The following is a 24,729-nucleotide window of genomic DNA, read 5'->3' as shown; positions in this document are numbered from 1 at the left end:
CGGGAAAAAGAATTTTTTCACAGCAGAATGATATGCCTTCCATAAAAAACGAAGGAGGGATAGCGCTCATACTCGCGCTGATTATGCTGCTCGTTATGTCCGTGATAGCGACTACGGTTTCCTTCAACTCCAATAACGATTACCAGGCCATGTCGAACTACAAGCGCGGGCAGGAGGCCTTTCTCGCGGCCGAAAGATGCATACAGCTCGGGAGAAACAGGTTCGAGGTCGTGGGCATAGAGGTGCTTTACTTCCTTCTTCAGAACAAGGATACGGTCAGCCTCGGTGACGGGAGCGCCACCGATCTTCTTTACCTGAACGAGGAGATCGGGGACTGCGGAACGGAGGAAAATCCGCTCTCGTGCGCGAGGTGCCGGTCCGGTCCGCGCGTGCTCGACGGGAGCCAGGACAACGGACTGCTGATAGAAATCCCGCCGATCACTAAGACGATTCAAAGGCCGCTCAAGAATACGAGCATGTCCACGAGCGCTTCGGGCGGGGCGGGGCTCGTCCCCGTGACGTTCCTCGTCACCGGCAAGGACAAAATGGACAAGGACCCTGACGATGAGAACCTTTCCGTTAATACGGGGACGGAAGTTGCGGTCGGATTCGAGACATTCATACCGGGAAACGCAAACCAGATGTATTCGCAATGACGGCCCGAGGCCGATATGATCGACAGCCGCAAGGAGCACTGCTGATTATGCTGAAATGGATACGCAATATAAAACCCGCACTCATGATGCACAGGGTAAAGGCGCTCAGCCTCGTTTTACTCCTGCTCCTGGTTACCGGGGCGCGGGGTGAGCCGGTAAAGAAGAACGAGATCGAGGACCTCAACATCGTCATATCCCAGATAGTCGGCGGCGAGCCTAACGTGCTCGTAATAACGGACTACTCGGGCTCGATGCTGAGGGGCTGGGCCGGCACGCAGGCCGGGAACTGGGACGAGGATACGGACGGCGGAGTCATTGACGACTGCGAGGATATTTATTCGACCGGGAGCACCGAAGGCAGGAGGCTGGCCGCGCACTGCATGGAAAACGTGGCCGGTGTGTCGGTATGCGGCTCGCGGAACGCGGGCGGGAGCGGCATAGTTTCGAACCGTAATGAAATGCTCGACTTCGTGAGCTGTATACAGAGCCCCCCCGGGGGCGGGCCGGCGGGACTGACGAATACGCAGATAAGCACGGTTTACGATCAGCTCTGCGGAAATAACAACGGAAACCTTACGGAAACGATAAACGACTGCAGCGGGAACGAGTACGCCGAGGCCGCCGCCGCGATGGACGCGTGGGCCGGATTTACGCAGTGCGCTTCCGTGTATTGCAATGCGAGCGGCAGCGGTAACACCAGGGCGTGCGATACCTCGACTGAATACAACAACCTCAAAAACTGTATGCGGGCGGCACAGGCCATCACCAAAAACCAAACGCAGAACTGCGCCAATTCCGGCGAGGAAGATTGCGCCGGGGCGCCGCAGTTCGGAAGCAGCCGCGTGGACATGCTCCACAGTGTGCTGTTCGATTTTCTGGACGCCGACGGTTCGCTCGCGGACAAGATGTGCGACGACCCCTCGATGCTCTTCAACGGCGTCAGCGGCTCGATTACCTGCCGCGACTACATGTATACGCCCTTCAGGAACGTGAGGAGGATAGCACGGGAGGAGAGCACGGGCTCGCCGCGCCTCTTGCCTATAACCGACGGCCCCGACACGAAGCTCATAGACGAGCTTACCATAGAGGACGCCGAGGAGCTGGGGGTAAGGCTCCGCGCGCTTCAGTACTCGGGAGTCGGCAGGTGGAGCTCCTGCACATCGTCCGGCACCTTCAGGCTCTTGGACAAGCCGTTCTCCGAGCCGGGAAAAAATATAAGGGAGACGTGGGACTTTTTCAGAAAGGAGCGCGCGAACGGCGGCACTCCGCTCGCATGGGTGCTCGGATTCGACGACAACCGCGGGTCGAACACGTCGGGCGGCAACACGATAGTCAACGACGCGATCTTCGCGTTTAAAAACGAGCTTGAAACCGATCCGGCCATAAGCTGCAGACCGCAGTTCGTTATAGTGATCACGGACGGCGAGGACACATGCGCGGGGCAGTCGAACGGCCCGTCCGGGAGCGGGCAGACGTCCGGCAGCCTCACCACCAACGCGAACAGGAGAAGCTCTATACAGGCCGTCAGCAATCTTAGAACACATTATGCCAGAGATCCCATACGCGGGGAGCCGAAAGAGGTGCTCGTTTTCGTTATCGGGATAGGCATAAAGAACCCAGAGGCCAGGAGAACCCTGAACGCCATGGCCCTCGCCGGAGGCACGCATACACAGGGAATCATTCAGCACACCGGGCCTGACGGCAAGGAGATAGTCAGCTCGGTCAATATCAACAACCCGGACATATTCCCGCAGGGGGAGGATTTTCAGATATATAGAGACCTTGCGCAGGCGAAGTATATCGATACGAGTCCCAATTTCGCCCAGCTCCAGGGATGTAAGAACACGTCCAGCGAAAGAAGGGAAAACGGTCAGTGCTCGTTTCAGAACGTAAGCATTTTCAACAACGCCTTCTTCGATACGGGAGCGCCGTTCGATGCGACCAACAGGCTCGAAAATTTCGCTTTCTTCGTCGATAGCGCCGAGGAGCTGAGTAAGGCCCTTAAGGACATCGCCGGCACTATAAACGTGTACAGCACGTCGGGCGTTTCGCCGACGGCCCCGCAGTCCTCGACGGCCGTCGCGCTCAGGGACAGGATATTCATGTCGATCCTGACGCCGATAACCACCGAAAGGTTCTGGCAGGGACGCCTTGCTTTATATGGCTTCGTGGACGTTCCCGGGAATCCGGGCAGTAAAGAAGTTATCAGAAAGCCCCCGGCAGGGTCCGACCTGGAGAGCGAATCGGTCGTCAACGGCCTTGCCGTATTCGACGAGGACGGCACGCTGAACAATAACGCGAAGCAGTTTTTCTGGGAGGCCGGTAAAAAGCTCACCGAACGGAATATCGTCGATTCGCCCCGAAATCTACTGACAGTGAGGTCCCCCGATCTCATTCCGGAAGACGGCGTCGCCGACCCGCCTTTCGGCGGAAGCGATTATCTCATCACGCAGAACTCGATCCTCTACAAGGGGCCGCTGGTGCCTTTCGACGATCCGGACGACCCTCTCGACCCCGGTCAATTCGGTATCGGCGACGAGGACGTTACTGACCCTATACCCGAATACTGCGTACCGACCGGCGGGAGCTCGACGCAGTGCCAGGGCTCTACGGCAATATTCAACTGCTCGGACGTTACGACCGACGATTGCAGGACCTGCGTCAAGGAGTGCATGAGGGACAGGATTGTAAGCTTCCTCGTCGGTAATACCGATATCAGGACGGTATCGGATCCCATGGGCGAGCCTTCACTCGGCCCGTCGCCCTCCCAAACGGACGGCGCCGACCCGTTCACGTCAATGGGGTATAACTGCCCCGATCCGGAGGACAGAAACAACGACGGCAATTTAGGCGATCTGACCACGTGCTCGGTCCGTCTCGGAGACATATTCCATTCGAACCCCGTGGTCGTGGGCTCGCCGTCGCCGCTTTTCTTCGACGCGGGTTACCAGGAGTTCGCCGTCAAGTTCAGGGACCGCTCCGCAGTGGTGTACGTGGGGGCGAACGACGGATTTGTCCACGCCTTCCACGCCGGTGAGTTCAAGGACCCTAACGCAGAGGGCGCGGGACCGGACGAGAAGACAAACCCCTTCACCCTGAAGGAAGAGATATTCCCCTTCTTTGACGAGGGAACGGGATACGAGCTCTTCGGCGTCACCGTGCCGACGTTCCTCGCGGACTCCCTCGCGGCCCCGGCGAGCCATGCGAGCTCGCCCGCGGAGATGGTGTTCGGCTCCCCCTCTCCGCCCGATTACAGGACCGGGGATTTCAAAACGTTCGTCCTCGATAACTTCACTCAGAGGTCCTTCGCTGACGGGTCGCCGGTCATCGGGGACGTCTTCATAGACGGCTCTCCGAACGGCATATCCCTGACGGAAGATTCTCCCGAGGAGTGTGAAGAATCCGTCTCGACGGCCGACGGGGAGATAGACGTCTGCGGGAGGGAGTGGCATACCGTGCTCATTGCCGGCTCTCAAAACGGCGGCGGAGCCTACATTGCGCTCGACGTTACGAACCCGGCCTGCGGCGAGGACTGCGGCGGCACGGATTCTCTCGACGAGCACGTAAAGAGCGGCGGAGAGACGCTGGAGTATCCGAAGCACATGTGGACGCTCTTCGACCGCGACTTCGGCAACACGTGGTCTACTCCGTCGATGGGCAGGATAAGGCTCAAGGTTACGGACGACGAGGATTCGACATTGGTAGACAGGTGGGTGATGTTCGTCGGGGGAGGGCTCGATCCCATGGATACGGACCCGAGCGACGGCGTCGAATTCGGTAACGCTTTCGTCGTGGTCGATATAAGCACCGGAAAGGAGATATTCAAGTTCCATCCCACGAATCCGATCCCCTCGGGCGGCTCGGCGCTTTCCAACCTGGACGATATGGTCTGTGATGTTCCGAGCAGGGTCGCGTCGGTGGATATAAACTCGGACGGCTATACGGACCTCGCCTATTTCGGTGATACGTGCGGACGCATGTGGAGGTTCGACGTTTCGATGCCCGTAGAGGTGAACGGAAGCATAGCCGAAAGCGGCCCTTCGGGAAATATGTCCATAGTCGCCGAAGACTGGTCGGGGCAGATAGCCTTCTGTGCGAATACCGATGCCGAGTGCTTCGACGGGGGGAACAGTCCCGCCGTTCCGAGCCAGAATCTCGAACCGATTTATTTCGCGCCGACGATAGTCCTAGACGACCTCGGCAGGCGTCACGTGATATTCGTCACGGGCGACAGGAGAGACCCGAGCAGCGTCTTCAAGTACGGGAAGCTCTACAACTTCATAGACGATTACATCCCCGCGTTCCTGGCGGGGGGAACCGCGACGGGGGGACAGACCATAAAAACGGCGTCTTACTTCATCTCGGCGGGACAGGTGATAGAGCTGGGCGAGCAGTCCGGCGTGGACGGTCAGTTCGTATCGTCCTCGGGCAACAGCTTCCAATCGGACCAGGGCGAGTTTCTTGTCATCTTCCCGAGTAACCTCGGGGACGAAGAGTTTGGGGAGAAGGGCTTCGGCGTGCCGGTGGTCATAAACAGGGTGCTCATATTCACGACCTATGCCCCCGAGATAGAATCGGAAGACCCCTGCAGCGGCGGAACGGGATTCGGAAGAATATTCGCACTCGATTTCATCACGGGATCCGCCGCGCTCGCACGCATACCCGGCGTTAAGGAAAGTGATATACTGAAAGGGTCGAGCGCCCAGCAGAGCGTCGCCGCCGGGGTTACCGTGGCCGAGGGAATGCCCACGCCGGCCCAGTTGACGTTCGGGGCGAGGGGCTCGGTGCTGATGTCGGTCGCCTTTACCGGCGGCCCCGTCGCGGGAGGCTCGCAGTTTATCGTATGGGAGCTCCCGCCGCTGCCCACGCGAACGCAGACGCTTTTCTGGGAAGAGATTCTCTAGACAGGATACGGCATGAAGATATACGAGAGAGAGAACGGTTTCAGCATGGTCGAGATTCTGGTGGTTATGTCCGTGATGGTCATAGTCCTGGCCCTTGGCTCGTCGTTCCTTTCGGGGATGTCGGTTCTCAGGCGCTCGGTCGACGAGACCACGAATAACATCTCCTCGCTCCTTCAGATAGGGAAGCTGAGGTCGGCGAGGGACGGGGTGGAGTACAGGGTTGTTTTCGCCCGCTGCGGCAACGTAGACGATTCCGACGCCGATTGCCATGTCTGCGCTTCGCCGGCGAGCTACGAGGGATATCAGGCGGGGGATGATATGCTGACGGTAATGTTCGAAAGGGGGGACAGCAACCGCGGCTCGACGACATGGTGCATACAATCCTCCCACACACGAAAGTTCAGGAGCGACCTCGTATTCGCCGCCTCTGAAAACATGGGAGATGAGGAGAACCCCGTTAGCTTCACCTTCCTTCCGACCGGGATGAGGAGAGACTTTCTCGAAGATACCGAAGACGAGGTCGTAACCATAAGCCCGACGAACGACTCGCGGATCGATAAATGCGGTGTTATCACCGTCTCTCCCTCCGGAAACATAAGCGCAAACGAAGGCAAGTGGGTGGATTCCGTCTGTAATCCCATTAGAGAGTCCTCGCCCGCGCCTTCGCCCGCCCCCACGGGGTAGGGCACAGGGCCCGCCGTTTCCTCGTTTGCCCGTTTCATGTCGAATTACCGTACGCCTACTTGCTGATGACGTAGTAATAGTTGATAGGGTCGTGGGGAAGCTCCATGACGTTCACGCTGCCGAACCCCGCCTCTTTAAGCATCTCGCACGCAAGCTCTTTACCCCACATGGCTCCGAGCCCCTCTCCGCCCTGGGCGAGGGAAACCGTCATGCAGTGCATGCAGGAGACGGTGTAGAGGAAAGTCGCGAGGGGATTCTCCGAATTACGCTCGACGTGGCTCGAACCCTTTATATCCTGCATCAGGTAGTAGCCGTCGTCCTTGAGCGCCCTGTGTATGTGAGACAGGACGCTCGCGGGGTCGGCCTGGTCGTGGACTGCGTCGAAAGTCGTTATGAGGTCGAACCTCTTCACGTCGTCGAATTTGGTGACGTCCCTGGCTTCGTACGAAATGTTGGTGAGGCCGTATTCCCCGGCCCTGGCCCTGCCCCTTTCGACGGCGCTCGGGAGGAGGTCGTAACCGGTGAACCTGCTGTTGGGATATGTCCTGGCCATTTCGGCAAGGGCGTAGCCGCTTCCGCAACCCACGTCGAGCACCTCGATGCCCTGATCGAGCCTGTCCTTTATGCCGGGGATGAGCGGCAGGATGTGGTCGAGGAGCGGGATGATGACCGTCTGCATGCTCTCTTCGGCCATGACCTCGTTGAAGCGGGTGAATTCCTCGTAGTGTACGCCGCCGCCGTGCCGGAAGCATTCGATTATCCTGTCTTCGACGGGCCCGAGCACCCCGACCCACTGAGAGGCTACGGCGAGATTGTTCGGCGCGGCCTTTCTCGTGAGCCATGCAGCGTGCTCGGGGGGAAGGTAGTATGTTTTCCTTTCCGGATCGTATTCCACGAAGCCTCCGGTAACCATTGCGCCGAGCCATTCCTTCACGTAGCGCTCGTTAAGGCCCGCGTGTTCGGCTATGGCTTCGTGCCCCGAAGGCTCGATGCCGCTCATGCTGTCGAAGAGCCCCGTCCTGTGCCCTATCGATATCATGGCGGTCAGCGCGCCGTGATTCAGAATCTCCAGCATCTTTTCACAAAACGCCTCTGATTTTGCCTCGTCTATTATTGGCTGAATACTCATTTTCTCATCCCTCCTTATGGGAATTGTGTGCAGACCGGTCTGTCCGCTATTTTTGAAACTATGTGACCAGTTTTTCCACGGCCTTGACCGCGCGGTCTATGGGCCATGCGTCGTGATAGTTCTTGCTCGCGGTGAGCGCACCCTCGACAAGAAGGTGGTAGGCGTCAACCGTTTCATCGACATTTATCTTTTTGTATTTCGGAGACGAATTTTTGAGGTCTCGTATAATCTCCTTCAAAATGGAGCGAAACCTGTCGTCGTGCTGCCTTATTTCCTTACGCATCGGATGGGAGGGCTCGGTTATCTCGACGGCCATGTTGCCGAAGGCGCATCCCCTGAAATCAGTCTCGATCATGTGGTTTTTAAGGCCTTTTACGAGAGACATGTATTTTTCGTAAGGGTCTTCGATGCCGTCGACCATGGCCTTTACCGCCTGGGTATCCTGACGGTCGCGCTCTCTTAAGTATTCGACGCCGAGCTCTTCCTTGGATTTGAAGTGGCTGTAAAACGTAGCCTTGGCTACCCCGGATTCGGCGATTATCCGGTTTATCCCCGTCTGGTGATAGCCCTGCCTGAAAAAGAGGTTGCTCGCCGTTTGAATTATTTTCTCTCTGCTCGACAGCTCTCTAGTTTTTTTCATAGGGGGGAATTATAGAGTAGACAGACCGGTCTGTCAATAGAATTATTTTTGCCTGAAAAAATTCTGGGCCGTGCGAAGACGGGAACCGAACGGATAAGGTGCCAGGTACGTAAAGACCATTCGGCGTTGCCGGGAAAAAGTTAAGCTTCGTTCGGCAGCCCGAGGCTGCCGTTTCGAATAGGCGGGATACCGCGGCGCGCCGGATGAAAAGGATTCCGTTCATACAGCACCCGGGGTGGGATTATCCGGATATCCATGTAACATATAATTTCATCGGCAATAATAAACGTATAAACAGGAGAGTTTAATGGCGCTTACCCCTTCGAGCATGATGCCGCTCGGTACTAAAGCACCCGATTTCAGGCTGCCGTCCCCCGTGAGCGGGGGCGAGCTCGGCCTCGACGAGCTAAAGTCGGACAAGGCGACGGTGGTGATGTTCATCTGCAATCACTGCCCTTACGTTAAGCACGTTCAGAAAGAGCTCGTCGCCCTCGCGAACGACTATATACCGAATGGGATTTCCTTCGTCGCCATAAACTCGAACGACGTAGAGAAGTATCCCGACGATTCCCCCGAGAATATGAAGGCGGTGGCCGAAAGGCTCGGGTATCCCTTCCCGTACCTCTACGACGAGACGCAGGAGACGGCAAGGGCGTACGGCGCCGAGTGCACTCCGGACTTCTTCGTTTTCGACGCGGGGCTCGGGTGCGTATACAGGGGCCAGTTCGACGATTCGAGGCCCGGGAACGGGAGGCCTGTGACCGGAGCGGATTTGAGAAAGGCCCTCGACAGCATCCTTCGGGACGAGCCCGTGCCCGGAGAGCAGACGCCGAGCATAGGCTGCAATATAAAGTGGAAATAACTCTTTTGACCCCGGCATACGGCGTTTGTTTCCGGGGCAATCTGTAAGGGCTCGACCGTGTGCATATCGATCCCGAGCACCGCTTCAAAATTCCTTAACACGGCTATGGTATATATTTAGACGGTTGGTTAAAATATGGGAAGTTTCTGACCGGCCGCTTCATGTCGGCCTCGGATTGCTTGAAAACCACTTTAACCAGGGATCTGAAATGAAGAATCTCGCCAGGCAAATACTCGCCTACACTCTGTGGCCTATACTGCTCGGGGTGCCGATTTTCCTCGTGTACAAAGGCATCGGCAATGACAGGCCGACGCTTTATTTTAACATAGCTTATCTCGGCCTCGCCGCCACGCTGTTCGTTCTCGAAAGGCTGATGCCTTACAGGGAAGAATGGGTGAAGTCCGACGGGCAGGAATTCCCCGACTTCGCGCATACCGTTCTTACCAAGGGGCTTATACAGCTGGCGCTCTTTTTACTCCTGATAAGCGGCATCATACATACTATGGGCGACAGGGGGCCGAGCTCGTTCTGGCCCTCGGGGCTTCCTCTCGCGGCACAGGTGATTCTGGCGATGGTTATAAGCGAGTTCGGGCTTTACTGGGCGCACAGGCTGGAGCATACGTGGTCTTTCCTCTGGCGCTTCCATTCCATTCATCACAGCGTCGAGAAGCTCTGGTTCTTCAACACAGGGAGGTTCCATTTCGTCGATACGTTCAACAGCCTCTTGTTCAGTATCCCGCTTCTCTTCCTGCTCGGCGTGCCCGGCGACGTATTCATATACTTCAGCTCCATAACGGCGTTCATAGGGCTTCTCACACACTGTAACATCGACATGCACTGCGGGGTTCTGAACTACATATTCAACACCCCGAACGTACACAGGTGGCACCACTCGAAAAAGGTGGAGGAGGGGAACAATAACTACGGTGAGAATCTTCTTCTCTTCGATATGATATTCGGGACCTTTTATTTTCCGAGGGACCGCCACGTGGGGCCCCTCGGGATAAAAGAACATATGCCGAAAGCCTTCATAGGCCAGCTCGTCGCGCCCTTCCGCTGGCACAAGACGCAGAACAAGCAGGGCCGGTGAGCGCTTATTTCTTTCTATTGTAGACGATTTCCATCATGCGGGCTTCCTTGCCGTCCGGTCCCGCGGCGAACATTTCGAACGTGAACTGGTCGGGGCCGTTGACGGTCGTCACCGTGCGGTAGGGCTTATCCTTCTCGTCTTCCATCGGACACGAGAACGTACCCTTGTCCTCGAAGGTCTTGGTTGCGGCATCGTAAGTGCCCGTACCGGTCATTAGCCCGGTGCCCATGTTGTCCACCCAAACGCTCACGTATTCTTCGTTGGCGTTGTCGTAGCCCATGAGCCCGAGGCCCTCGAACTCCTGTCCCATGGCCATGCCCTTGGTGGTCTGCTGAATGTACCTTCCGCCGAGTATCCATTCGATTTTGCTCGTGCCGGTAGATTCCGAAGGCTCGGATTCCGGGGTCTCCCAGAATTTTACAGTATAGTCCCAGTCGCCGACGAGCTGGTCGAGAGGCTTGTGGTTCTCGCCCGGGGTGGCGTATTCCTGCCACTTCGCCATCATCTCTTCCTTCTTCCTGGCGGCCTCCTGGTCAACGGCCTTCCCGGCGTCTTCCACGGTCTTCCCCGCATCGTCCGCCGCTTCCTTGGTGCCCTGTACTGCGTTGTCTACCGCGCTGTCCACGGCGTCTTTAGCGGAGTCCAGCGGGGAATCCTGCGATACGGCAGGCAGGACAAAAAGCCCGAACGACAGAACGAGCGCCAATACCGGGAACAAAAAAGATTTCCTTAAAGTCAAATCCTTCATGATATAACCCCCCTGTAAGTGGTTTGTTTTTAAATACTAACTTATTTTGCGGATTCGGAGCACTATTTTTTAATGTTTTTCATAACGTATGATGACGGCCGCGCGGTGAAGTTGCGCATCCGTATGAAAAAACGTACGGCGGTCTTGAATAAAACGGGCGCTCGACTATTATCTTCCCGGTAGCGAGATCCGGTTTGGGGCGGATGTTTATATGCCGAGCTTTCCAAAACAACTTTCGATAATTCCGGTTCCGGGAATACCCGAGATAAAGCCCGGGGACGATCTAGTACGAATCCTCGCCGCCGCGGTCGGCGAGGCGGGGATCTCAATAGAGGAGGGCGACATAGTGGTCTTCGCACAAAAGATAGTGTCCAAGGCCGAAGGGCGTATAGTAGACCTTGAAGAGGTCGAGCCCTCGCCCTTCGCCGAATCTGTCGCCAGGACCCTCGGCAAGGACCCGCGTCTCGTCGAGGTGATATTCTCGGAGACGACGAAGGTCATAAGGATGGACCAGAGAAAGCCCGACAAGGGAAGGCTCATAGTGGAGACGAGGGGCGGGATCATATCCGCCAACGCCGGCGTCGATGCGTCGAACGTCTCGGGCGGAGACCGCGTGACGCTCCTGCCTCTGGATTCCGACGAGTCGGCGAGAAAGCTGGCCGAGGATATAAAACGTGCGTTCGGCGTCGATGCGGCGGTCATAATCACCGACACGGTGGGCAGACCCTGGCGCGACGGGCTCGTTGACATAGCCATAGGCTGCCACGGCATGAAGGCGATGAGGGACCTCAGGGGAGGGCTCGATGCGAAGGGGATGCCTCTCATAGCCACCGTCATGGCCGACGCCGACGAGCTCGCCTCGGCGGCGGGGCTCGTGATGGAGAAAGCGTCGTCCATCCCCGTCGTCATAATAAGGGGATACGAGTACGAAAAGGGCGGTACAGGGGCGCGGGAGATGATAAGGCCCCCCGAGGACGACCTTTTCAGGTGAGGCACTTGTCTCGGACTCCCTGAAACGAACGTGCACCTCATATGGTTTCGCAATCCGCGTGTACCCGCTTTCACGCCGGTGATATAATTAGCTCACAGATGGAGCTTTTTTCGAGACTGGCGGGCAGCGCCCTCTTCTCAGCCGTATTCATATTCCTCGTTTCGTTCGCGCTCTATTCGCCTTCGCTCAAGCACGACTTCGTGTGGGACGACGTCGAGGTGATAGCGAAGAGTAACGTCTCGTTCGATCCCTCGAACATAGCGGGCGTCGTCGTGCCGGGCGTCGAGAAGAATAAAAAGGAGCGTTACTACAGGCCCGTCGTTTACGCCTCGATGGTGCTCGACAACGATCTTTGGGGCGTCTCGCCGTTCGGCTTTCACCTGAGTAATTTGCTTGCGAACGCCGTTGCCGCGGTGCTCTTTTATTTCGCGGCGCTCCTCGTGCTGAGGGAGCTTTGGGGAGGAGGCGGAGGGGCGGCATTTTTGTCGGCGCTCTTATTCGCGCTTTATCCGATGCACGTGGAGTCGGTGTCGTGGATAGCCGGAAGGACGGACGTCCTCTGCGCCGTCTTTTTCTTCCTCGCCTTTATCGCACACATTCTCTCTTACAGAAACCTTCTCTTTCTGATAGCAGCCGCGCTCTCGTTCTCGCTCGCCCTCATGTCGAAGGAGGTGGCCGCCGCGTTCCCGTTCCTCGCATTGGGATACGACCTCATTGCTCGCAGGCCCGGCCGGAAGTCGAATGTCCTCCGGTACGCCGTGTACGCCGGACTCCTTCTCCTTTACCTGTATCTCAGGGGAAGGGCCTTCTCGAACATCCCGGAAATATCCGCGAGCGTCGCGGGCGAAGCCACGGCAGCCGCCGGGGCTCTCGGCGTTTACCTGGAGCACATAAAGACAATACTCGGGGCGTACATGCTGTACATAAACAAGCTCGTATTCCCCTTCGATTTCAACGCCTTCATCGCGAGCATTCCGCACGGCGCCGTATACGTCGCCTCGGCCGTGGTCGTCACGGCGGCCCTCGCATTATTGAGCGCCGTCTCTGTAATCAAAAAGGAGAACGTGAGCGCGTTTTGTATTTTCTGGATACTCCTGACGCTCGGGCCCTCGGCGATAATCTCGATATTCGGAATAGCCTCGACGCCCGCCGCCGAGAGATATCTCTACATTCCCTCGGCGGGATTCTGTCTCATCCTCGGCTACTGGGTCTTCCGGGCGGCGGAGCACCGGCGCTACAGGCCCGCGGCTGTAGCAGCCGCTGTAATCCTCGTAGCCCTGTACGCCTTTTTCACGTACCAGAGGCAGGCCGTGTGGGCGGACGACCTTTTGCTCTGGGGGGATGCGGCGGTAAAATCCCCGGGCCATCCGCTGCCGCATTCCAATTACGGCCTCGCCCTTTCGGCGGCAGGGGACAGCGAGGGGGCTTTAAGGGAGTACATGATAGCCCTCTCCCCCGAAATGAACGACGGCGCGCGGGGAAAGGCAGTGACGGCGAACAACGTCGGCCTCGAGTATCTCCGGATGGAGCGTTATCCAGAGGCCGAGAAATGGTTCCGGAGGGCGCTCGAATTCGACATGGGCTACGGGAGGACGTATTACCATCTCGGTCTCATAAATTATATAAAGGCGGACGTTACGGGCTCGCCTGAAAGCCTTGCCGACGCGGAGATGTATCTCAAGAAGGTCTTCGAGCACTACTACACGTTCGGGCGCGCAAATCTCGTTTTGGCCAAGGTCTACCTCAAAAAAGGGGAGCGCGGAAAGGCGGTCGGCGAAGCCAAGACGGCGATAAAGAGCGGCCTCCCACCGGCTCTATTGAAAGAGGCCGAGGAGATTGTCGTGGTAAATGATAACGGCGGTGAGAACGAGCCATAATAGAACGCACAGAAGGAGCGGTGGATCGCGGAGGAGCGACTCGGTCGGGTCGCCGCTTATCGAATTCTGAACCAGGTGCAGGTATCTCAGTACCCCGTAGCATGCGAACCCTACCGTAAACAGGAAGATCCTGGAACCGGCATTGAGCGCGTATATAGCGTATGTCACAATGGCCGTAGCGGCGAATATAGTGATTGCCTGATCCAGAAAATTGAGGCTGTATCCCGAAAGCGATTCCCTGTGCGCCGCCGGGTCGGCGGAAGCTGCCGCGAGCTCGTAGCGCCGCTTGCCAAGCGCCAGGAGGAGCGAGAGCACGAAGGTTGTCAACAGAAGCCAGTTCGATACTACCGTCCCCGACGCCATGCCCCCCGCCTCGAGCCTGAGCACGAAACCCAGGGCTATGACGAAGCAGTCTACAAGCGCGAATCTCTGGAGGTAGAAGGAATAAAGAACGCTGAGTGCCGTGTAGGCGATAATAATCAGGAGGAACCCGGTGTCGAGGCTATAGGAAATTAGCGCCGCCCCGGAGAATGCGGCCAGGGCAATGATCAGGGCTTCCGCCGCGCCGACCTTGCCCGACGCGATCGGCCTCAGTTTTTTCTTCGGGTGAAGCCTGTCGGCTTCGAGGTCTACCATGTCGTTTATTATGTAGCCCGCCGAAGAGGCGAGCGAGAAGGCGAGGAACGCGAAAAACATAATGAAGGCCATGCCCCAGCCGGTGAAAAGGACGCCCCCGAAAAACGGCGGCGCGAGCACGAGCAGATTCTTGACCCACTGGTGAGGCCGGAGGAGAAGGAAGATATCCCGAAGAAGAGAGGACATTTAGCTAAGCATTCTACTATATTTTTATTCGATATAGAAAAGCTTTTCCAGGCGTAGGTATATTAGATTCATGGCCGAGAGGCACGCCAAAGGCGAATCGCCGACGTTCGTGAAAATCGCCCACCGCGGGGCGAGCGCGTACGAGCCGGAGAATACCATCCGCTCCTTCGAGAGGGCGATAGAGATGAAGGCGGATATGATAGAGTTCGATGTGCGGCAGTCGCTCGACGGCCGGCTCGTCGTTATTCACGATGCGAAGGTGGATAGAACCACCGGCGGGAAAGGGGCCGTCGCCGAAAAAACCCTCGCGGAGCTGAAGGCGCTCGACGCCGGGAAGGGCGAGAGGATACCCACGTTCGAAGAGGCGCTCGACGCGTGCTCGGGGAGGGCGAAGCTCGTCATAGAGCTGAAGGAAAACGGGATCGAGGAGAAGGTCGTCCGCGAGATAAACGCGCGCGGCCTCGGGGACGACGTGTTTATCGTCTCGTTCAATGCGTCCAGGCTCCGGCTCGTGAAGGTGCTCGACCCCGGGATGAGAACGGGGCTCATACTGTTCGCGTCGGGGAATCCGATTGCGCTCGCCGAGAGGTGCGGGGCGGACGCCGTCGCGCCCTTCAGGTGGTTTATAACGAGGGGCTTTGTCGAGAGGGCGACGAGCCGCGGCCTCTACACGTTCACATGGACGGTGGACGACGAGGGGAAGGCGAGGTCGCTCAGGGACATGGGCGTGACCGGTATAGTGACGAACAGGCCGGACATTCTCCCGACGGGTTGATTCTACCCTCGCATTCGATTGTTATACCGGGCCGCGTCTCGCGGCGCCCCGGAGTCTCTGACGGCGCACCTCACTTCGCAAGAAGCGCCGCCGAGCAGATCGCCAGGAGGATGCCGGCTATTTCCCTCGGGCTCAGTTTTTCTCCCAGGAATACGAGGGCCAGTATGACCGTGAGGGCCGGGTAGACGGCCGTGAGCGGCACTGTCACGGAGAGCTTTGCGTATTTGAGCGCGGCGATGAAGAGGACGGTGCCTATTCCCCACGTGAGCCCCATGAGAAGCGCGGGCGCGTTGAATGAAAAATTGTCGAATATGACGCCGCGATTGTAAAGCACGAACGTCGTAAACACGGTGAGCGTGCCCACGCCTTCGAAGAAGTAGACCCGGTGCGGGATGTCTTTTAGCGACGCGAGCTTTCCGAGGAAGCTGCCTACCGCGAAGCAGACTATCGCCAGAATTATCATCGTGTACCATCTGTCCATTTTCGTCTCCGTGTTCGAGTGGTTCCGCCGGTATAGCCGGCCGGCGGTATCTCCTATTATATCCATATGCGGGGTGAAAAATAATCCCCCAATTAACCTTGTCTTAACCTTTTCTGAATATCGCCTTAATGCCAGGGTGGTGTACTGATAATGCCACCTTTTATCCGGGCTTTACCCTCCCTAACACCTTGGGTCCTTCTTGGCTACCGGGGGCGATCAGCAGATCGCCCCCGGTCTTTTATAGCTCACAAAATCCGCGGCGGGCACAGAAAATATGCGCCGAAATCCTTGTGTGAGTATTCGGATGGAGAGCGGGACGGCTATGTCAGAGAAGCTGCCGCCGCTTTATGAACGGTACGTGTATCTGGTCTTTCTTGTAGTTACCGGTGAGGGCGTAGAGTATAACGTTTATCCCGAGCCTGAAGGCGAGCTCCCGCTGTGATTCCCCACCGGGCACGCATTCGAATTCCCACTTGCCGAATTCGTCTTCGGCCCACGCCCCACCGAGGTCGTTCCGGCAGTAGATGACCGCCGTCCGGTCCTCGTCGCTGAACGTGACGCCTTCGAGGTAGGGGCTTATTATCTTTCTTCCGCCGGCGGAGTAGAGGAGGTAGAACGATTTGAATACGACGCTCTCCCTCGAAAGACGCTGGAGCGGCGTCTCGGGGATGATGAGCGAAAGTTCCTCGCGTATCTGTGCGTCGAAGGGGGAGCTCTCGGAGCCGGTGGCGTCGTCCACGAGGAGCGTGCCGCCGAGCTTTAGAAACTTCCTGAGCCTTCTCCTGTCCTCGTCGGCGAAGGGAGTGAAAGCCTCGTCGCCCGCGAGGTAGAGCATGGGGTAGTTGAAAAGGCCGGGGTCCGAGAGCGAGACGACTTTTCTGTCGTAGGATGCTACGACGCTGGTCCTGAGCTCGAGCGCGCTCATGAGCCGCTTGTAGTCACGGGGGCGCGGGTCCCAGTTGCCGCCCGCGTACGAAACCTGGGCGAAGTGAAATTTGGAGCCTTCGTAGAATCCCAGGAGCGGGAGGGAGAGGATGCCGGCGCTTCCCGCAAGCAGGGTTTTAAAGAAATTCCTTCTCGTAATCACCTGAATTTAAGTATTGCGGGCAAGCGGAGTGCGTGTCAAGTATTTGAATCACGCAGTCGGCCGATTACGAGCTTTTAAAAGCGCGAAGATTTACTGTCCGGTAATGTAACTCGAAGAAAAATCCCCGAAATGAAGAGCCGCAAGCGGCCGGGAAAGTATCTACTAACCCGAAACCTTAACGACCTTTGTCGCCTGGGGGCCCTTCGGCCCTTCGGTAATATCGAACTCTACGGTTTCGCCTTCGGTCAGACTCTTGTATCCCTCACCTTCGATGACGCTGTAGTGAACGAATATGTCTTTTCCGACTTCGTCCGACTGAATGAATCCGTAACCCTTAGAGCTGTTAAACCACTTAACTTTTCCCTGCATAAAACTTTTATCCTCCTGGATAATGCTTCAAAACCTTACTATGGCACGTTTTTTTTTATTTGTCAATGGGGTATTGAAATCCCGGAATTTGCCAGTAAGGGAGCCCTGCGTTAGCTTTATCTCCCGATGACGAAATACAGCGATAACGACACCGGGCTTGAAAAATACAGGCGGGAATTCCCCGTCACCGACTCTTATATATATCTCGACAATGCGGGCGTCGCGCCCGTGTCTCTCAGGGTGGGGGCTGCGGTCGCCGAATTCCTGAAAGAGGCGTCTTCCTTGGGCTTTGCCGGGTACGCGAAGTGGATGGAGAGGGTCGAGAGGGTGAGGGGGCTTTCGGCCCGCCTCGTAGGGGCCGGAAGTGACGAGATAGCCTTCGTCAAGAATACCTCGCACGGCATATCCATCGTCGCGGGAGGGCTCGACTGGAAGGACGGGGACAACGTCGTCGTATTCGAGAAGGATTTTCCGACGAATATATACCCGTGGCTCGCCCTCGAAAGGAAGGGGGTTTCCGTGAGGTACATACCGCTCGGCGGGGACGGGAGGATCTCGATAAAGGACATCGAAAGGCTCACCGACTCGCGGACGAGGCTCATATCAATAAGTACCGTCCAGGCGCTGAACGGCTTTATGATGGACCCCGGGGAGCTGAAGGATTTCTGCAGCCGGAGGGGCGTGCTTTTATTCCTCGACGCCATCCAGAGCCTTGGCGCGGTGCCGATGGAGGTGGACAAATACGGGGCCGATTTCCTCTCGGCGGACGGGCACAAGTGGATGCTCGCGCCGGAGGGGACGGGGATTTTTTACTGCAGGAAGGAGCGGGCCGGGGAGATTTATCCGAGCCTCATCGGGTGGAAGAGCGTCGTTCACGAGGCCGAGTTCGAGAGGGTGGAGCTCACGCTCAAGGAAGACGCCCTCAGGTTCGAGGAAGGGTCTTATAACGTCATGGGGATAATCGCCCTCGGCGCTGCGCTCGATCTTCTCTTCGAAGCGGGCATAGAGCGCGTGCATTCGCGCATCCTGGACCTCGGGGATCTCGTAATCGCCGAGGCGGACAGGAGGGGATTCGAGGTGCGTTCCCCGCGAGAGAGGGATATGAGGGGCGGCATAGTTTCCTTTGCCGGGCCGTTCGACCCGAAGAAGGTGAAGGCCGGGCTCATGACCCGCCGCATCGTCGTGAACGAGAGGGGAGGGGCCCTCAGGATGGCTCCCCATTTCTACAACACGGAGGAGGAAATCCTCCGGGCCTTCGAAGGGATCGACGGTCTCGCCGGCCGCTCGTGATGGGGCTCCGCAGCAGCCGCGAGTCTCTGCCGCTTGCCCGAATGATCAGCCGAAGAACCTTATTCCCGTGAGCCCGACGACCGTACCGATAAGAAGGCCGTAGACGACGTGTCCCGCGAAGTGTGCGACCGCCACCTCCATCCCCGCTTTCCTGAACCTCTCCATGGGATGGTGCTCGGCCACGGCTATAACGAGGACGAACCCGAAGGCAACGCCGTGGGCGACCGATATAAGGCAGCCGAGCCCTATGGCCCCGGCGACGGACGAGTAGCCGATTACGCTTATGAGGGCGACGTAGGCGAAGGCTATGACGACGCCCACGATGTAGTGGGCGACAAGCCCTACGGTGAAGGTGCTCTTTTCCGATCTCGTGAATATGGTCCCTATGGCGCGAATCATGTCGGCGTCGGCGATTCCCGAGCGCGTAATGGCCCACATGAGTATGCTCATTCCGGAAGTCGCGACGATACCCGCAAGGACGGTGACAAGAAAAGTTGACATTGTGTTACCTCCTCATTCGAGATGCAGCCTGCAGATCCGATGTCGGTCTCAGCCAGAGATTGCCGCAATTCAAACCCCTTCTAATTTTCATGATAGCCTTCATGCCGCCGGTGTTTCAAGTAATTTTTCAGGCTAAGGAGCCCGGGAAATTGACATAAAATGCTAATACATAGATAATTATTCAATCGTGATGATAGCTTAGACAGGAGGTAATCCGTGAGTAAGAAATCCAATCCGGAAGGCGGCTCGAATAAGCTTCGGAAGTTCTCGTCGCTCGTAGTCGAGGGGGCCGACAGGGCGCCTAACCGGTCGATGCTGAGGGCTGTAGGATTCAAGGACAAGGACTTCAAAAAGCCGGTTATCGGCATAGCCTCGACGTGGAGCATGGTGACGCCGTGCAACATGCACATAGACAAGCTCGCTGTAGAGGCCGGAAAGGGGGCCGACGCCGCCGGGGCCAAGTCCATAATTTTCGGCACCATTACCGTGTCGGACGGCATATCCATGGGCACGCCGGGGATGAGGTATTCCCTCGTATCGAGGGAGGTTATCGCAGACTCCATAGAAACCGTGGCTGGCGCCGAGGGGTTTGACGGTGTGGTCGCGATAGGCGGCTGCGACAAGAACATGCCGGGCTGCCTCATTGCAATGGCGCGCCTCAACAGGCCGGCGGTCTTCGTTTACGGCGGCACTATCATGCCGGGGAATTACAATGGAAAACCTGTGGACATCGTGTCCGTTTTCGAGGCCGTCGGCGCCCACGCGAACAGGGACATCTCGGACGGCCAGCTAAAGAAAATAGAATCGACGGCGATACCGGGGCCGGGCTCGTGCGGCGGCATGTACACGGCCAACACGATGGCATCGGCTATAGAGGCTCTCGGTATGAGCCTTCCGAACAGCTCGGCGCAGGCCGCAATCTCTCCCGAGAAAAATAAAGACTGCCGCGACGCGGGGGCAGCCGTCTATAACCTCATAAAGAGCGGCATCCGCCCGTCGGACATCATGACGAAGAAGGCTTTCGAGAACGCGATAGTGACGGCGATCGCACTGGGCGGGTCTACGAACGCGGTGCTTCATCTCCTCGCGATCGCCAGGGCGATAAACGTAAAGCTGACGATAGACGATTTCACCAGGATAGGGAAGAAGGCTCCCGTCCTCGCAGACCTCAAGCCGAGCGGGAAGTTCATGATGGCGGACTTCTGCAGGATAGGTGGGCTCCAGCCTCTCATGAAGATGCTCCTCGACGCGGGGCTGCTGCACGGGGACTGCCTTACCGTTACCGGCAGGACGGTGGCGGAGAACCTGAAATCCGCCGGCGCTTATCCGAAGGGGCAGGAGATAGTCAGGCCCGTTTCCGACCCTCTCAAAAAGGACAGCCACATCGTAATCCTGAGGGGGAACATCGCCGAGGAAGGGGCCGTGGCGAAGATCTCGGGCCACGAAGGCCTTTCGTTTACGGGGAAGGCCATGGTCTTCGATTCCGAGGAGGAGAGCCTTAAGGCCATACTCGGCGGTAAGGTTAAAAAGGGCCACGTTATCGTCATAAGATACGAAGGCCCCCGGGGCGGCCCCGGGATGAGGGAGATGCTCGCGCCGACGTCGGCCGTCATGGGGAAGGGGCTCGGAAACGACGTCGCCCTCATCACCGACGGCAGGTTCTCGGGCGGGACGCACGGGTTCGTCGTCGGGCACATTACTCCCGAGGCTTACGACGGCGGCGCCATCGCCGTTATCAAAGACGGCGACACGATAACCATCGACGCGACGACGAGGGAGATAAACCTCGAAATCCCGAAGAGCGAGCTAAAGAAGAGGCTCTCGCAGTGGAAGCAGCCGAAACCCAAGGCCGAAAGGGGCGTCCTCGCCAAGTACGCGAAGCTCGTTTCCTCGGCCTCCGAGGGAGCGGTGACAGACTGACAAACACATCTCTATAACTAAATTTTATAGGCCCGGACGGCTGCAGCACGGCTGCCCGGGCCTCGTGCTTTCGGCCCGGTTAAACGGCGCGGGGCAGTGTTAAATGCCCCTCCTCGGATCTCCTGGATTAACCGTTTCTTAAAGCCCTCCTAAAACTGCCTTAAAATCCACCCAGCAGCATATAAAGTGATGCGAACCATATACAGGCGGAGTATGAACGGAAGGAGGTGTGTATGACTACTCTCATTGTTTCGGACGTGCATCTGGGCTCGGGTTATAACAGGGCGGGCGAGCTCGCGTCGCTTCTCGTGCGAAGGAGCTTCGGCCGGCTCATTATTCTGGGGGACCTGTACGACAGGCCGCGAACCATGATGCTGAACGAGGGTGAATGGGACCTCGTGGACGCGATAAGGGGCCTCTCGCCGAGAAAGGAGATTATCTGGGTCGAGGGAAACCACGACGAGGGGTTCGGCGACGTCATTTCGTCCACCCTCGGCATAAGGGCGGAGAAAGAGTACGAGTGGACGGAGCGGGGAAAAAGATTCCTCGCGCTCCACGGTCACCAGTTCGACTCGTATACCACGAGCGGGAGTTATGCCGCTTCGTGCGCGGGACTCGTCTACGGGGTGTTGAGGAGAATCGATAATCTCGCCCGCACGGACCTGTTCCACAGGCTTTGCTTCAAGAGCCGTTCGTGGAAGCACTCGTCGAGGATGGTGAAGGAATCGGCCCTCGTGTACGCGCGGGAAAGGGGCGCGGACGTCATGTTCTGCGGCCATACTCACAGGGCGGAGAGGGACATGCGAAACGGGGTCGAATACGTGAATACAGGGTGCTGGAGCGACCTCTACTGTCACTACGCGGTCGTCGACGAGCACGGCGCTCTCCTTAAGGAATTCGTCCCCGAGAGCGGCGTGCCGGGAAGCCGGCTGGGGCTCGCGATGGGCCGGGCCAACGCCGCCTGATTTATTTCCCGAGGTATTCCCTGAGCGCGGCCGCGCTGTTGTACGTCTCTTCCTTCGAGCCGTAGACGAATGTGACGTCCTTTCCCCTGACGACGTTCCGGAGCTCGTCGACGGCGGCCTTCTCTCCGTCGAGCTCTTCGAAGTACCGCCTTTTGAATTCCGTCCATTTCCCAGTGTCGTGCCCGTACCACTTCCTGAGCCCGTTTGACGGGGCGACGTCTTTCAGCCAGAGGTCGAGCTTTGCGTCCTTCTTCGATATTCCCCTCGGCCAGAGTCTCTCGACCAGTATGCGGAGACCGTCTTCCGGGCCGGGCTTTTCGTAGGCGCGTTTCAGTTTTATGGTCATGATATGAATAAATGTAGCATGTAGAACAGGCTTGCGGGTGAATTGAAAAAGGGGAAAGCGTCCGGCGGCAGCCGGGGCCTCAGTCTTCGATGAGAATATAGAGGTCGCCGCCGTCTACCTTCACCGGGTATGTTTCCACCGGGTCCGTCGCCGGGAGGCAGAGGGCCTCGCCTGTTTCGACGTCGAATTCCGCGCCGTGGTATATGCAGGTTATCTTTTTGCCTTCGAGTATGCCGTCGGACAGCGGATACGCCTGGTGCGTGCATTCGTCCCTGAAAGCGAAGAACTGCCCGCCGACGTTACAGACGGCTACCATTTCGCTCCCCACGGGAAAGGACCTTACCTCACCCGGCGGTATCTCGGAGGTCTTCGCTATTTTTTCGAACTCGGACACTTCCTTCAGGCTCCGTGTGTGAACGTGATCGGCGATTACGGCTCAGCCTTTTTCGGCGAGCTTTCTCTGTGTGAACCATTCGGCGAGGAGATTCTCGCAGTATTCCCTTATTTCCTTTACGTGCATGCTCTCTATCGTGCCGTTCGTGAACGCGCTCAGTATGACGTCGCGCGCGGCCTCGTGCGGTATGCCGCGGGAGCGGAGGTAGAAGATCGCGTTCTCGTCCATCTGCCCGATGGTTGCGCCGTGCGTGCATTTGACGTCGTCGGCGTAGATTTCGAGCTGGGGCTTCGTGTCGATCTGGGCGTTGTCCGAGAGGAGGAGGTTCCTGTTCGTCTGCTTGGCGTCCGTTTTCTGGGCGTCCTTGTGCACAATAATCCGGCCGTGGAATACGCCCCTCGACCTCCCGTCGAGAACGCCGTTATAGAACTGCCTGCTGTCGCAGTGCGGGCTCTTGTGCTCGACCTTCATGTAGTTGTCCATGTGCTGGCGTCCCGTGGACATGTAGAGGCCGTTTATGAGCGAGTCGCACCCCTCGCCGCCGAGGACGGGGTGGACGTTGTTCCTTACGAGCGCGCCGCCGAGGAGGACTGAATGTGACCTTATGTTGGAGCTCCTCTTCTGCTCGGCCCGGAGGGTCGAGACGTTAAAAGCCTTCCTGCTCTCCATTTCGATGAGGTAGTGTCCGACGGAGCTGTTCTCGCCGGCGACGAGCTCCGTTACGACGTTGGAAAAGTATACGCTCTCGTCGAGGGAGACGTACTGCTCGACGACCTCGGCGCCCCCGTTGTCTTCGACTATTATCAGGTTCCTGGGGTTTTCTATCGTCGCCTTGTCCCGCTTCGTGGTGACGAAGAGGAGGTGTACGGGCTTCTCCAGCCTGACGCCCCGGGGCACGTATACGAAGCCGCCGTCTTCCATGAAGGCGGCGTTGAGCGCCGTGAAAGCCTCGTCGGTAAAATCGGCGTAGGCCGAGAGGTGCTTCTTTACGAGATCCTCGTCCGTTTCGAGGGCGCGGGCGAGGTTCTCCACCCTTACCCCCCCGGGCAGTGTGCCTGTCTTCGACAGCTCCTCGGAATACGCCCCGTCAACGAAGACGAGGTCTATCGTTTCGAGCCCCGGGAACTCGTAGGGCTTTAGCGCGCGGGGCGAAAGCTTTTCGTGCCCGTTACGTATTATGCTGAACGGCGTCCTGGCTATGGGCGCTACGTTGGTGAAGCGCCAGTCTTCGTCCGCCGGCGTCGGGAAGCCGAGCTCGGAGAACCGGGCTATGCCCTCTTCGCGTATGGCTTCGAGCCACGCGAGGCCCTTACCCGTCGCGTCTTTTTTGAATTCCTCGTACCCTTCCCGGTAGCCGCCGTTTGTGTTTAAAGTGATGTCCATGAAAGTGCCTTCTCCCTAGTTGTTGACGGCCTGCCGGGCTTCTTCCTCGACCCAGCTATAGCCCCTGTCTTCGAGCTCGAGGGCGAGCTCCTTTCCGCCCGATTTGACGATGCGGCCGCCCACGAGGACGTGGACGAAGTCGGGCACGATATAGTTCAGGAGCCTCTGGTAGTGCGTTATGACGAGGAACGATCTTTCGGGGCTTCTTAGGGCGTTAACGCCGTCGGAGACGATCTTGAGGGCGTCGATGTCGAGCCCGGAATCCGTCTCGTCGAGTATAGCTAGTTTAGGTTCCAGAATCTGCATCTGGAATATTTCGTTCCGTTTCTTTTCGCCGCCGGAGAACCCTTCGTTCACCGAGCGCTTGAGGAGGCTGTCGGGCATGCCCATCTTCTCCATCTTTTCCCTGGCGAGCTTTCCGAATTCGACGTGCTTGAGCGGCTCCTCGCCCCTGTACTTGCGTACGGCGTTGAGCGCCTCGCGAAGAAGGTAGGTGTTGGCCACTCCCGGTATTTCGACCGGGTACTGGAACGCGAGGAATATTCCCTCTCCGGCCCTTTCCTCGGGGGCGAGCTCGAGGAGGTCCTTGCCCTCGAAGAGTATCTCTCCTTCGGTGACTTCGTATGACTCCCGTCCCGCCAATACCTGCGCGAGAGTGCTTTTCCCGGAGCCGTTCGGGCCCATGATGGAGTGCACTTCACCGGTGTTTATCGTGAGGTCGAGACCCTTGAGTATTTCCTGGTCTCCCACTTTCACATGCAGATTCTTTATTTCCAGCATGTCTTTCTCCTTAGCTGTTCTTTACGAAAGTATTT

The 24,729-nt window shown here is 57.7% G+C and carries 23 protein-coding genes; 11 read left to right on the top strand and 12 right to left on the bottom strand.

Annotation, left to right across the window (positions count from 1 at the left end; genetic code table 11):
* Positions 1-32 precede the first annotated feature (32 nt).
* From PKC29_08620 to PKC29_08610, 3 genes are read left to right on the top strand one after another with little or no spacing between them, the layout of a single operon-like run.
* Positions 33-656: a hypothetical protein gene (locus PKC29_08620; GenBank protein HML95475.1), complete on the top strand. Its 624-nt coding sequence runs from the start codon at positions 33-35 to the stop codon at positions 654-656.
* 47 nt (positions 657-703) lie between these two features.
* Positions 704-5,560, top strand: a complete 4,857-nt coding sequence (locus tag PKC29_08615; protein HML95474.1) for a PilC/PilY family type IV pilus protein — start codon at positions 704-706, stop codon at positions 5,558-5,560.
* A gap of 12 nt (positions 5,561-5,572) precedes the next feature.
* Positions 5,573-6,244, top strand: coding sequence for a type II secretion system protein (locus tag PKC29_08610; GenBank protein ID HML95473.1), 672 nt, complete (start codon positions 5,573-5,575; stop codon positions 6,242-6,244).
* A 55-nt stretch (positions 6,245-6,299) separates the two neighbouring features.
* On the opposite strand, the gene PKC29_08605 is transcribed toward PKC29_08610, so the two are convergent.
* On the bottom strand, positions 6,300-7,373 hold the full coding sequence (locus PKC29_08605; GenBank protein ID HML95472.1) for a class I SAM-dependent methyltransferase: 1,074 nt from the start codon (positions 7,371-7,373) through the stop codon (positions 6,300-6,302).
* Positions 7,374-7,431: 58 nt separating this feature from the next.
* Positions 7,432-8,013 carry a TetR/AcrR family transcriptional regulator gene (locus PKC29_08600; GenBank protein HML95471.1) on the bottom strand — a complete coding sequence of 194 codons (582 nt, stop codon included), beginning with the start codon at positions 8,011-8,013 and terminating at the stop codon, positions 7,432-7,434.
* A 307-nt stretch (positions 8,014-8,320) separates the two neighbouring features.
* Between PKC29_08600 and PKC29_08595 the strand changes: the two genes are divergently transcribed.
* Together PKC29_08595 and PKC29_08590 are read left to right on the top strand one after the other, a co-directional pair.
* Positions 8,321-8,875 carry a thioredoxin family protein gene (locus PKC29_08595; protein ID HML95470.1) on the top strand — a complete coding sequence of 185 codons (555 nt, stop codon included), beginning with the start codon at positions 8,321-8,323 and terminating at the stop codon, positions 8,873-8,875.
* Between the two features lie 208 nt (positions 8,876-9,083).
* Positions 9,084-9,965 (top strand): sterol desaturase family protein, encoded by an 882-nt coding sequence (locus PKC29_08590; protein ID HML95469.1) that lies wholly within the window; start codon positions 9,084-9,086, stop codon positions 9,963-9,965.
* Between the two features lie 4 nt (positions 9,966-9,969).
* Here the strand turns inward: PKC29_08590 and PKC29_08585 are convergent, their stop codons facing one another.
* Positions 9,970-10,713 carry a DUF1579 domain-containing protein gene (locus PKC29_08585; GenBank protein ID HML95468.1) on the bottom strand — a complete coding sequence of 248 codons (744 nt, stop codon included), beginning with the start codon at positions 10,711-10,713 and terminating at the stop codon, positions 9,970-9,972.
* Positions 10,714-10,924: 211 nt separating this feature from the next.
* Between PKC29_08585 and cofE the strand changes: the two genes are divergently transcribed.
* On the top strand, positions 10,925-11,704 hold the full coding sequence (gene cofE, locus PKC29_08580; protein HML95467.1) for a coenzyme F420-0:L-glutamate ligase: 780 nt from the start codon (positions 10,925-10,927) through the stop codon (positions 11,702-11,704).
* Positions 11,705-11,802: 98 nt separating this feature from the next.
* Positions 11,803-13,581, top strand: a complete 1,779-nt coding sequence (locus tag PKC29_08575) for a hypothetical protein (GenBank protein HML95466.1) — start codon at positions 11,803-11,805, stop codon at positions 13,579-13,581.
* Here the strand turns inward: PKC29_08575 and PKC29_08570 are convergent.
* The gene (locus tag PKC29_08570) at positions 13,519-14,403 is read right to left on the bottom strand and encodes a decaprenyl-phosphate phosphoribosyltransferase (protein ID HML95465.1); all 885 of its coding nucleotides are present in this window, start codon (positions 14,401-14,403) and stop codon (positions 13,519-13,521) included. The genes PKC29_08575 and PKC29_08570 overlap by 63 nt on opposite strands.
* A gap of 70 nt (positions 14,404-14,473) precedes the next feature.
* Here PKC29_08570 and PKC29_08565 point away from each other — a divergent pair, with 70 nt between their 5' ends.
* Positions 14,474-15,178 carry a glycerophosphodiester phosphodiesterase family protein gene (locus PKC29_08565; GenBank protein ID HML95464.1) on the top strand — a complete coding sequence of 235 codons (705 nt, stop codon included), beginning with the start codon at positions 14,474-14,476 and terminating at the stop codon, positions 15,176-15,178.
* Between the two features lie 70 nt (positions 15,179-15,248).
* On the opposite strand, the gene PKC29_08560 is transcribed toward PKC29_08565, so the two are convergent.
* The 3 genes from PKC29_08560 to PKC29_08550 all read right to left on the bottom strand — a co-directional run bounded on the left by PKC29_08560 (position 15,249) and on the right by PKC29_08550 (position 17,115).
* The gene (locus tag PKC29_08560; GenBank protein ID HML95463.1) at positions 15,249-15,659 is read right to left on the bottom strand and encodes an EamA family transporter; all 411 of its coding nucleotides are present in this window, start codon (positions 15,657-15,659) and stop codon (positions 15,249-15,251) included.
* A gap of 325 nt (positions 15,660-15,984) precedes the next feature.
* The gene (locus PKC29_08555) at positions 15,985-16,746 is read right to left on the bottom strand and encodes a DUF4159 domain-containing protein (protein HML95462.1); all 762 of its coding nucleotides are present in this window, start codon (positions 16,744-16,746) and stop codon (positions 15,985-15,987) included.
* Positions 16,747-16,908: 162 nt separating this feature from the next.
* Complete coding sequence (locus tag PKC29_08550) at positions 16,909-17,115, bottom strand: cold shock domain-containing protein (protein ID HML95461.1); 207 nt, start codon at positions 17,113-17,115, stop codon at positions 16,909-16,911.
* A gap of 126 nt (positions 17,116-17,241) precedes the next feature.
* On the opposite strand from PKC29_08550, the gene PKC29_08545 reads away from it, so the two are divergent.
* Positions 17,242-18,405 (top strand): aminotransferase class V-fold PLP-dependent enzyme, encoded by a 1,164-nt coding sequence (locus PKC29_08545; protein HML95460.1) that lies wholly within the window; start codon positions 17,242-17,244, stop codon positions 18,403-18,405.
* A 45-nt stretch (positions 18,406-18,450) separates the two neighbouring features.
* Here PKC29_08545 and PKC29_08540 read toward each other — a convergent pair whose 3' ends face one another.
* Positions 18,451-18,906 carry a hypothetical protein gene (locus PKC29_08540; GenBank protein ID HML95459.1) on the bottom strand — a complete coding sequence of 152 codons (456 nt, stop codon included), beginning with the start codon at positions 18,904-18,906 and terminating at the stop codon, positions 18,451-18,453.
* A gap of 216 nt (positions 18,907-19,122) precedes the next feature.
* On the opposite strand from PKC29_08540, the gene ilvD reads away from it, so the two are divergent.
* Complete coding sequence (gene ilvD / locus PKC29_08535; GenBank protein HML95458.1) at positions 19,123-20,826, top strand: dihydroxy-acid dehydratase; 1,704 nt, start codon at positions 19,123-19,125, stop codon at positions 20,824-20,826.
* Between the two features lie 233 nt (positions 20,827-21,059).
* Positions 21,060-21,791 carry a UDP-2,3-diacylglucosamine diphosphatase gene (locus PKC29_08530; GenBank protein ID HML95457.1) on the top strand — a complete coding sequence of 244 codons (732 nt, stop codon included), beginning with the start codon at positions 21,060-21,062 and terminating at the stop codon, positions 21,789-21,791.
* 1 nt (position 21,792) lies between these two features.
* On the opposite strand, the gene PKC29_08525 is transcribed toward PKC29_08530, so the two are convergent.
* The 4 genes from PKC29_08525 to sufC all read right to left on the bottom strand — a co-directional run bounded on the left by PKC29_08525 (position 21,793) and on the right by sufC (position 24,694).
* Positions 21,793-22,137, bottom strand: coding sequence for a DUF488 family protein (locus PKC29_08525; GenBank protein HML95456.1), 345 nt, complete (start codon positions 22,135-22,137; stop codon positions 21,793-21,795).
* A 79-nt stretch (positions 22,138-22,216) separates the two neighbouring features.
* The gene (locus tag PKC29_08520; GenBank protein HML95455.1) at positions 22,217-22,531 is read right to left on the bottom strand and encodes a non-heme iron oxygenase ferredoxin subunit; all 315 of its coding nucleotides are present in this window, start codon (positions 22,529-22,531) and stop codon (positions 22,217-22,219) included.
* A 42-nt stretch (positions 22,532-22,573) separates the two neighbouring features.
* Positions 22,574-23,914: a Fe-S cluster assembly protein SufD gene (sufD, locus tag PKC29_08515; GenBank protein HML95454.1), complete on the bottom strand. Its 1,341-nt coding sequence runs from the start codon at positions 23,912-23,914 to the stop codon at positions 22,574-22,576.
* A gap of 15 nt (positions 23,915-23,929) precedes the next feature.
* A complete protein-coding gene (sufC, locus tag PKC29_08510) occupies positions 23,930-24,694 on the bottom strand; it encodes a Fe-S cluster assembly ATPase SufC (protein HML95453.1) in 765 nt (254 codons plus the stop codon).
* Between the last annotated feature and the right edge of the window lie 35 nt (positions 24,695-24,729).

The organism is Thermodesulfobacteriota bacterium, assembly GCA_035325995.1.
Lineage (GTDB): Bacteria > Desulfobacterota_D > UBA1144 > Nemesobacterales > UBA2774 > JADLGH01.
This window is presented reverse-complemented; position numbering and strand designations above follow the sequence as displayed.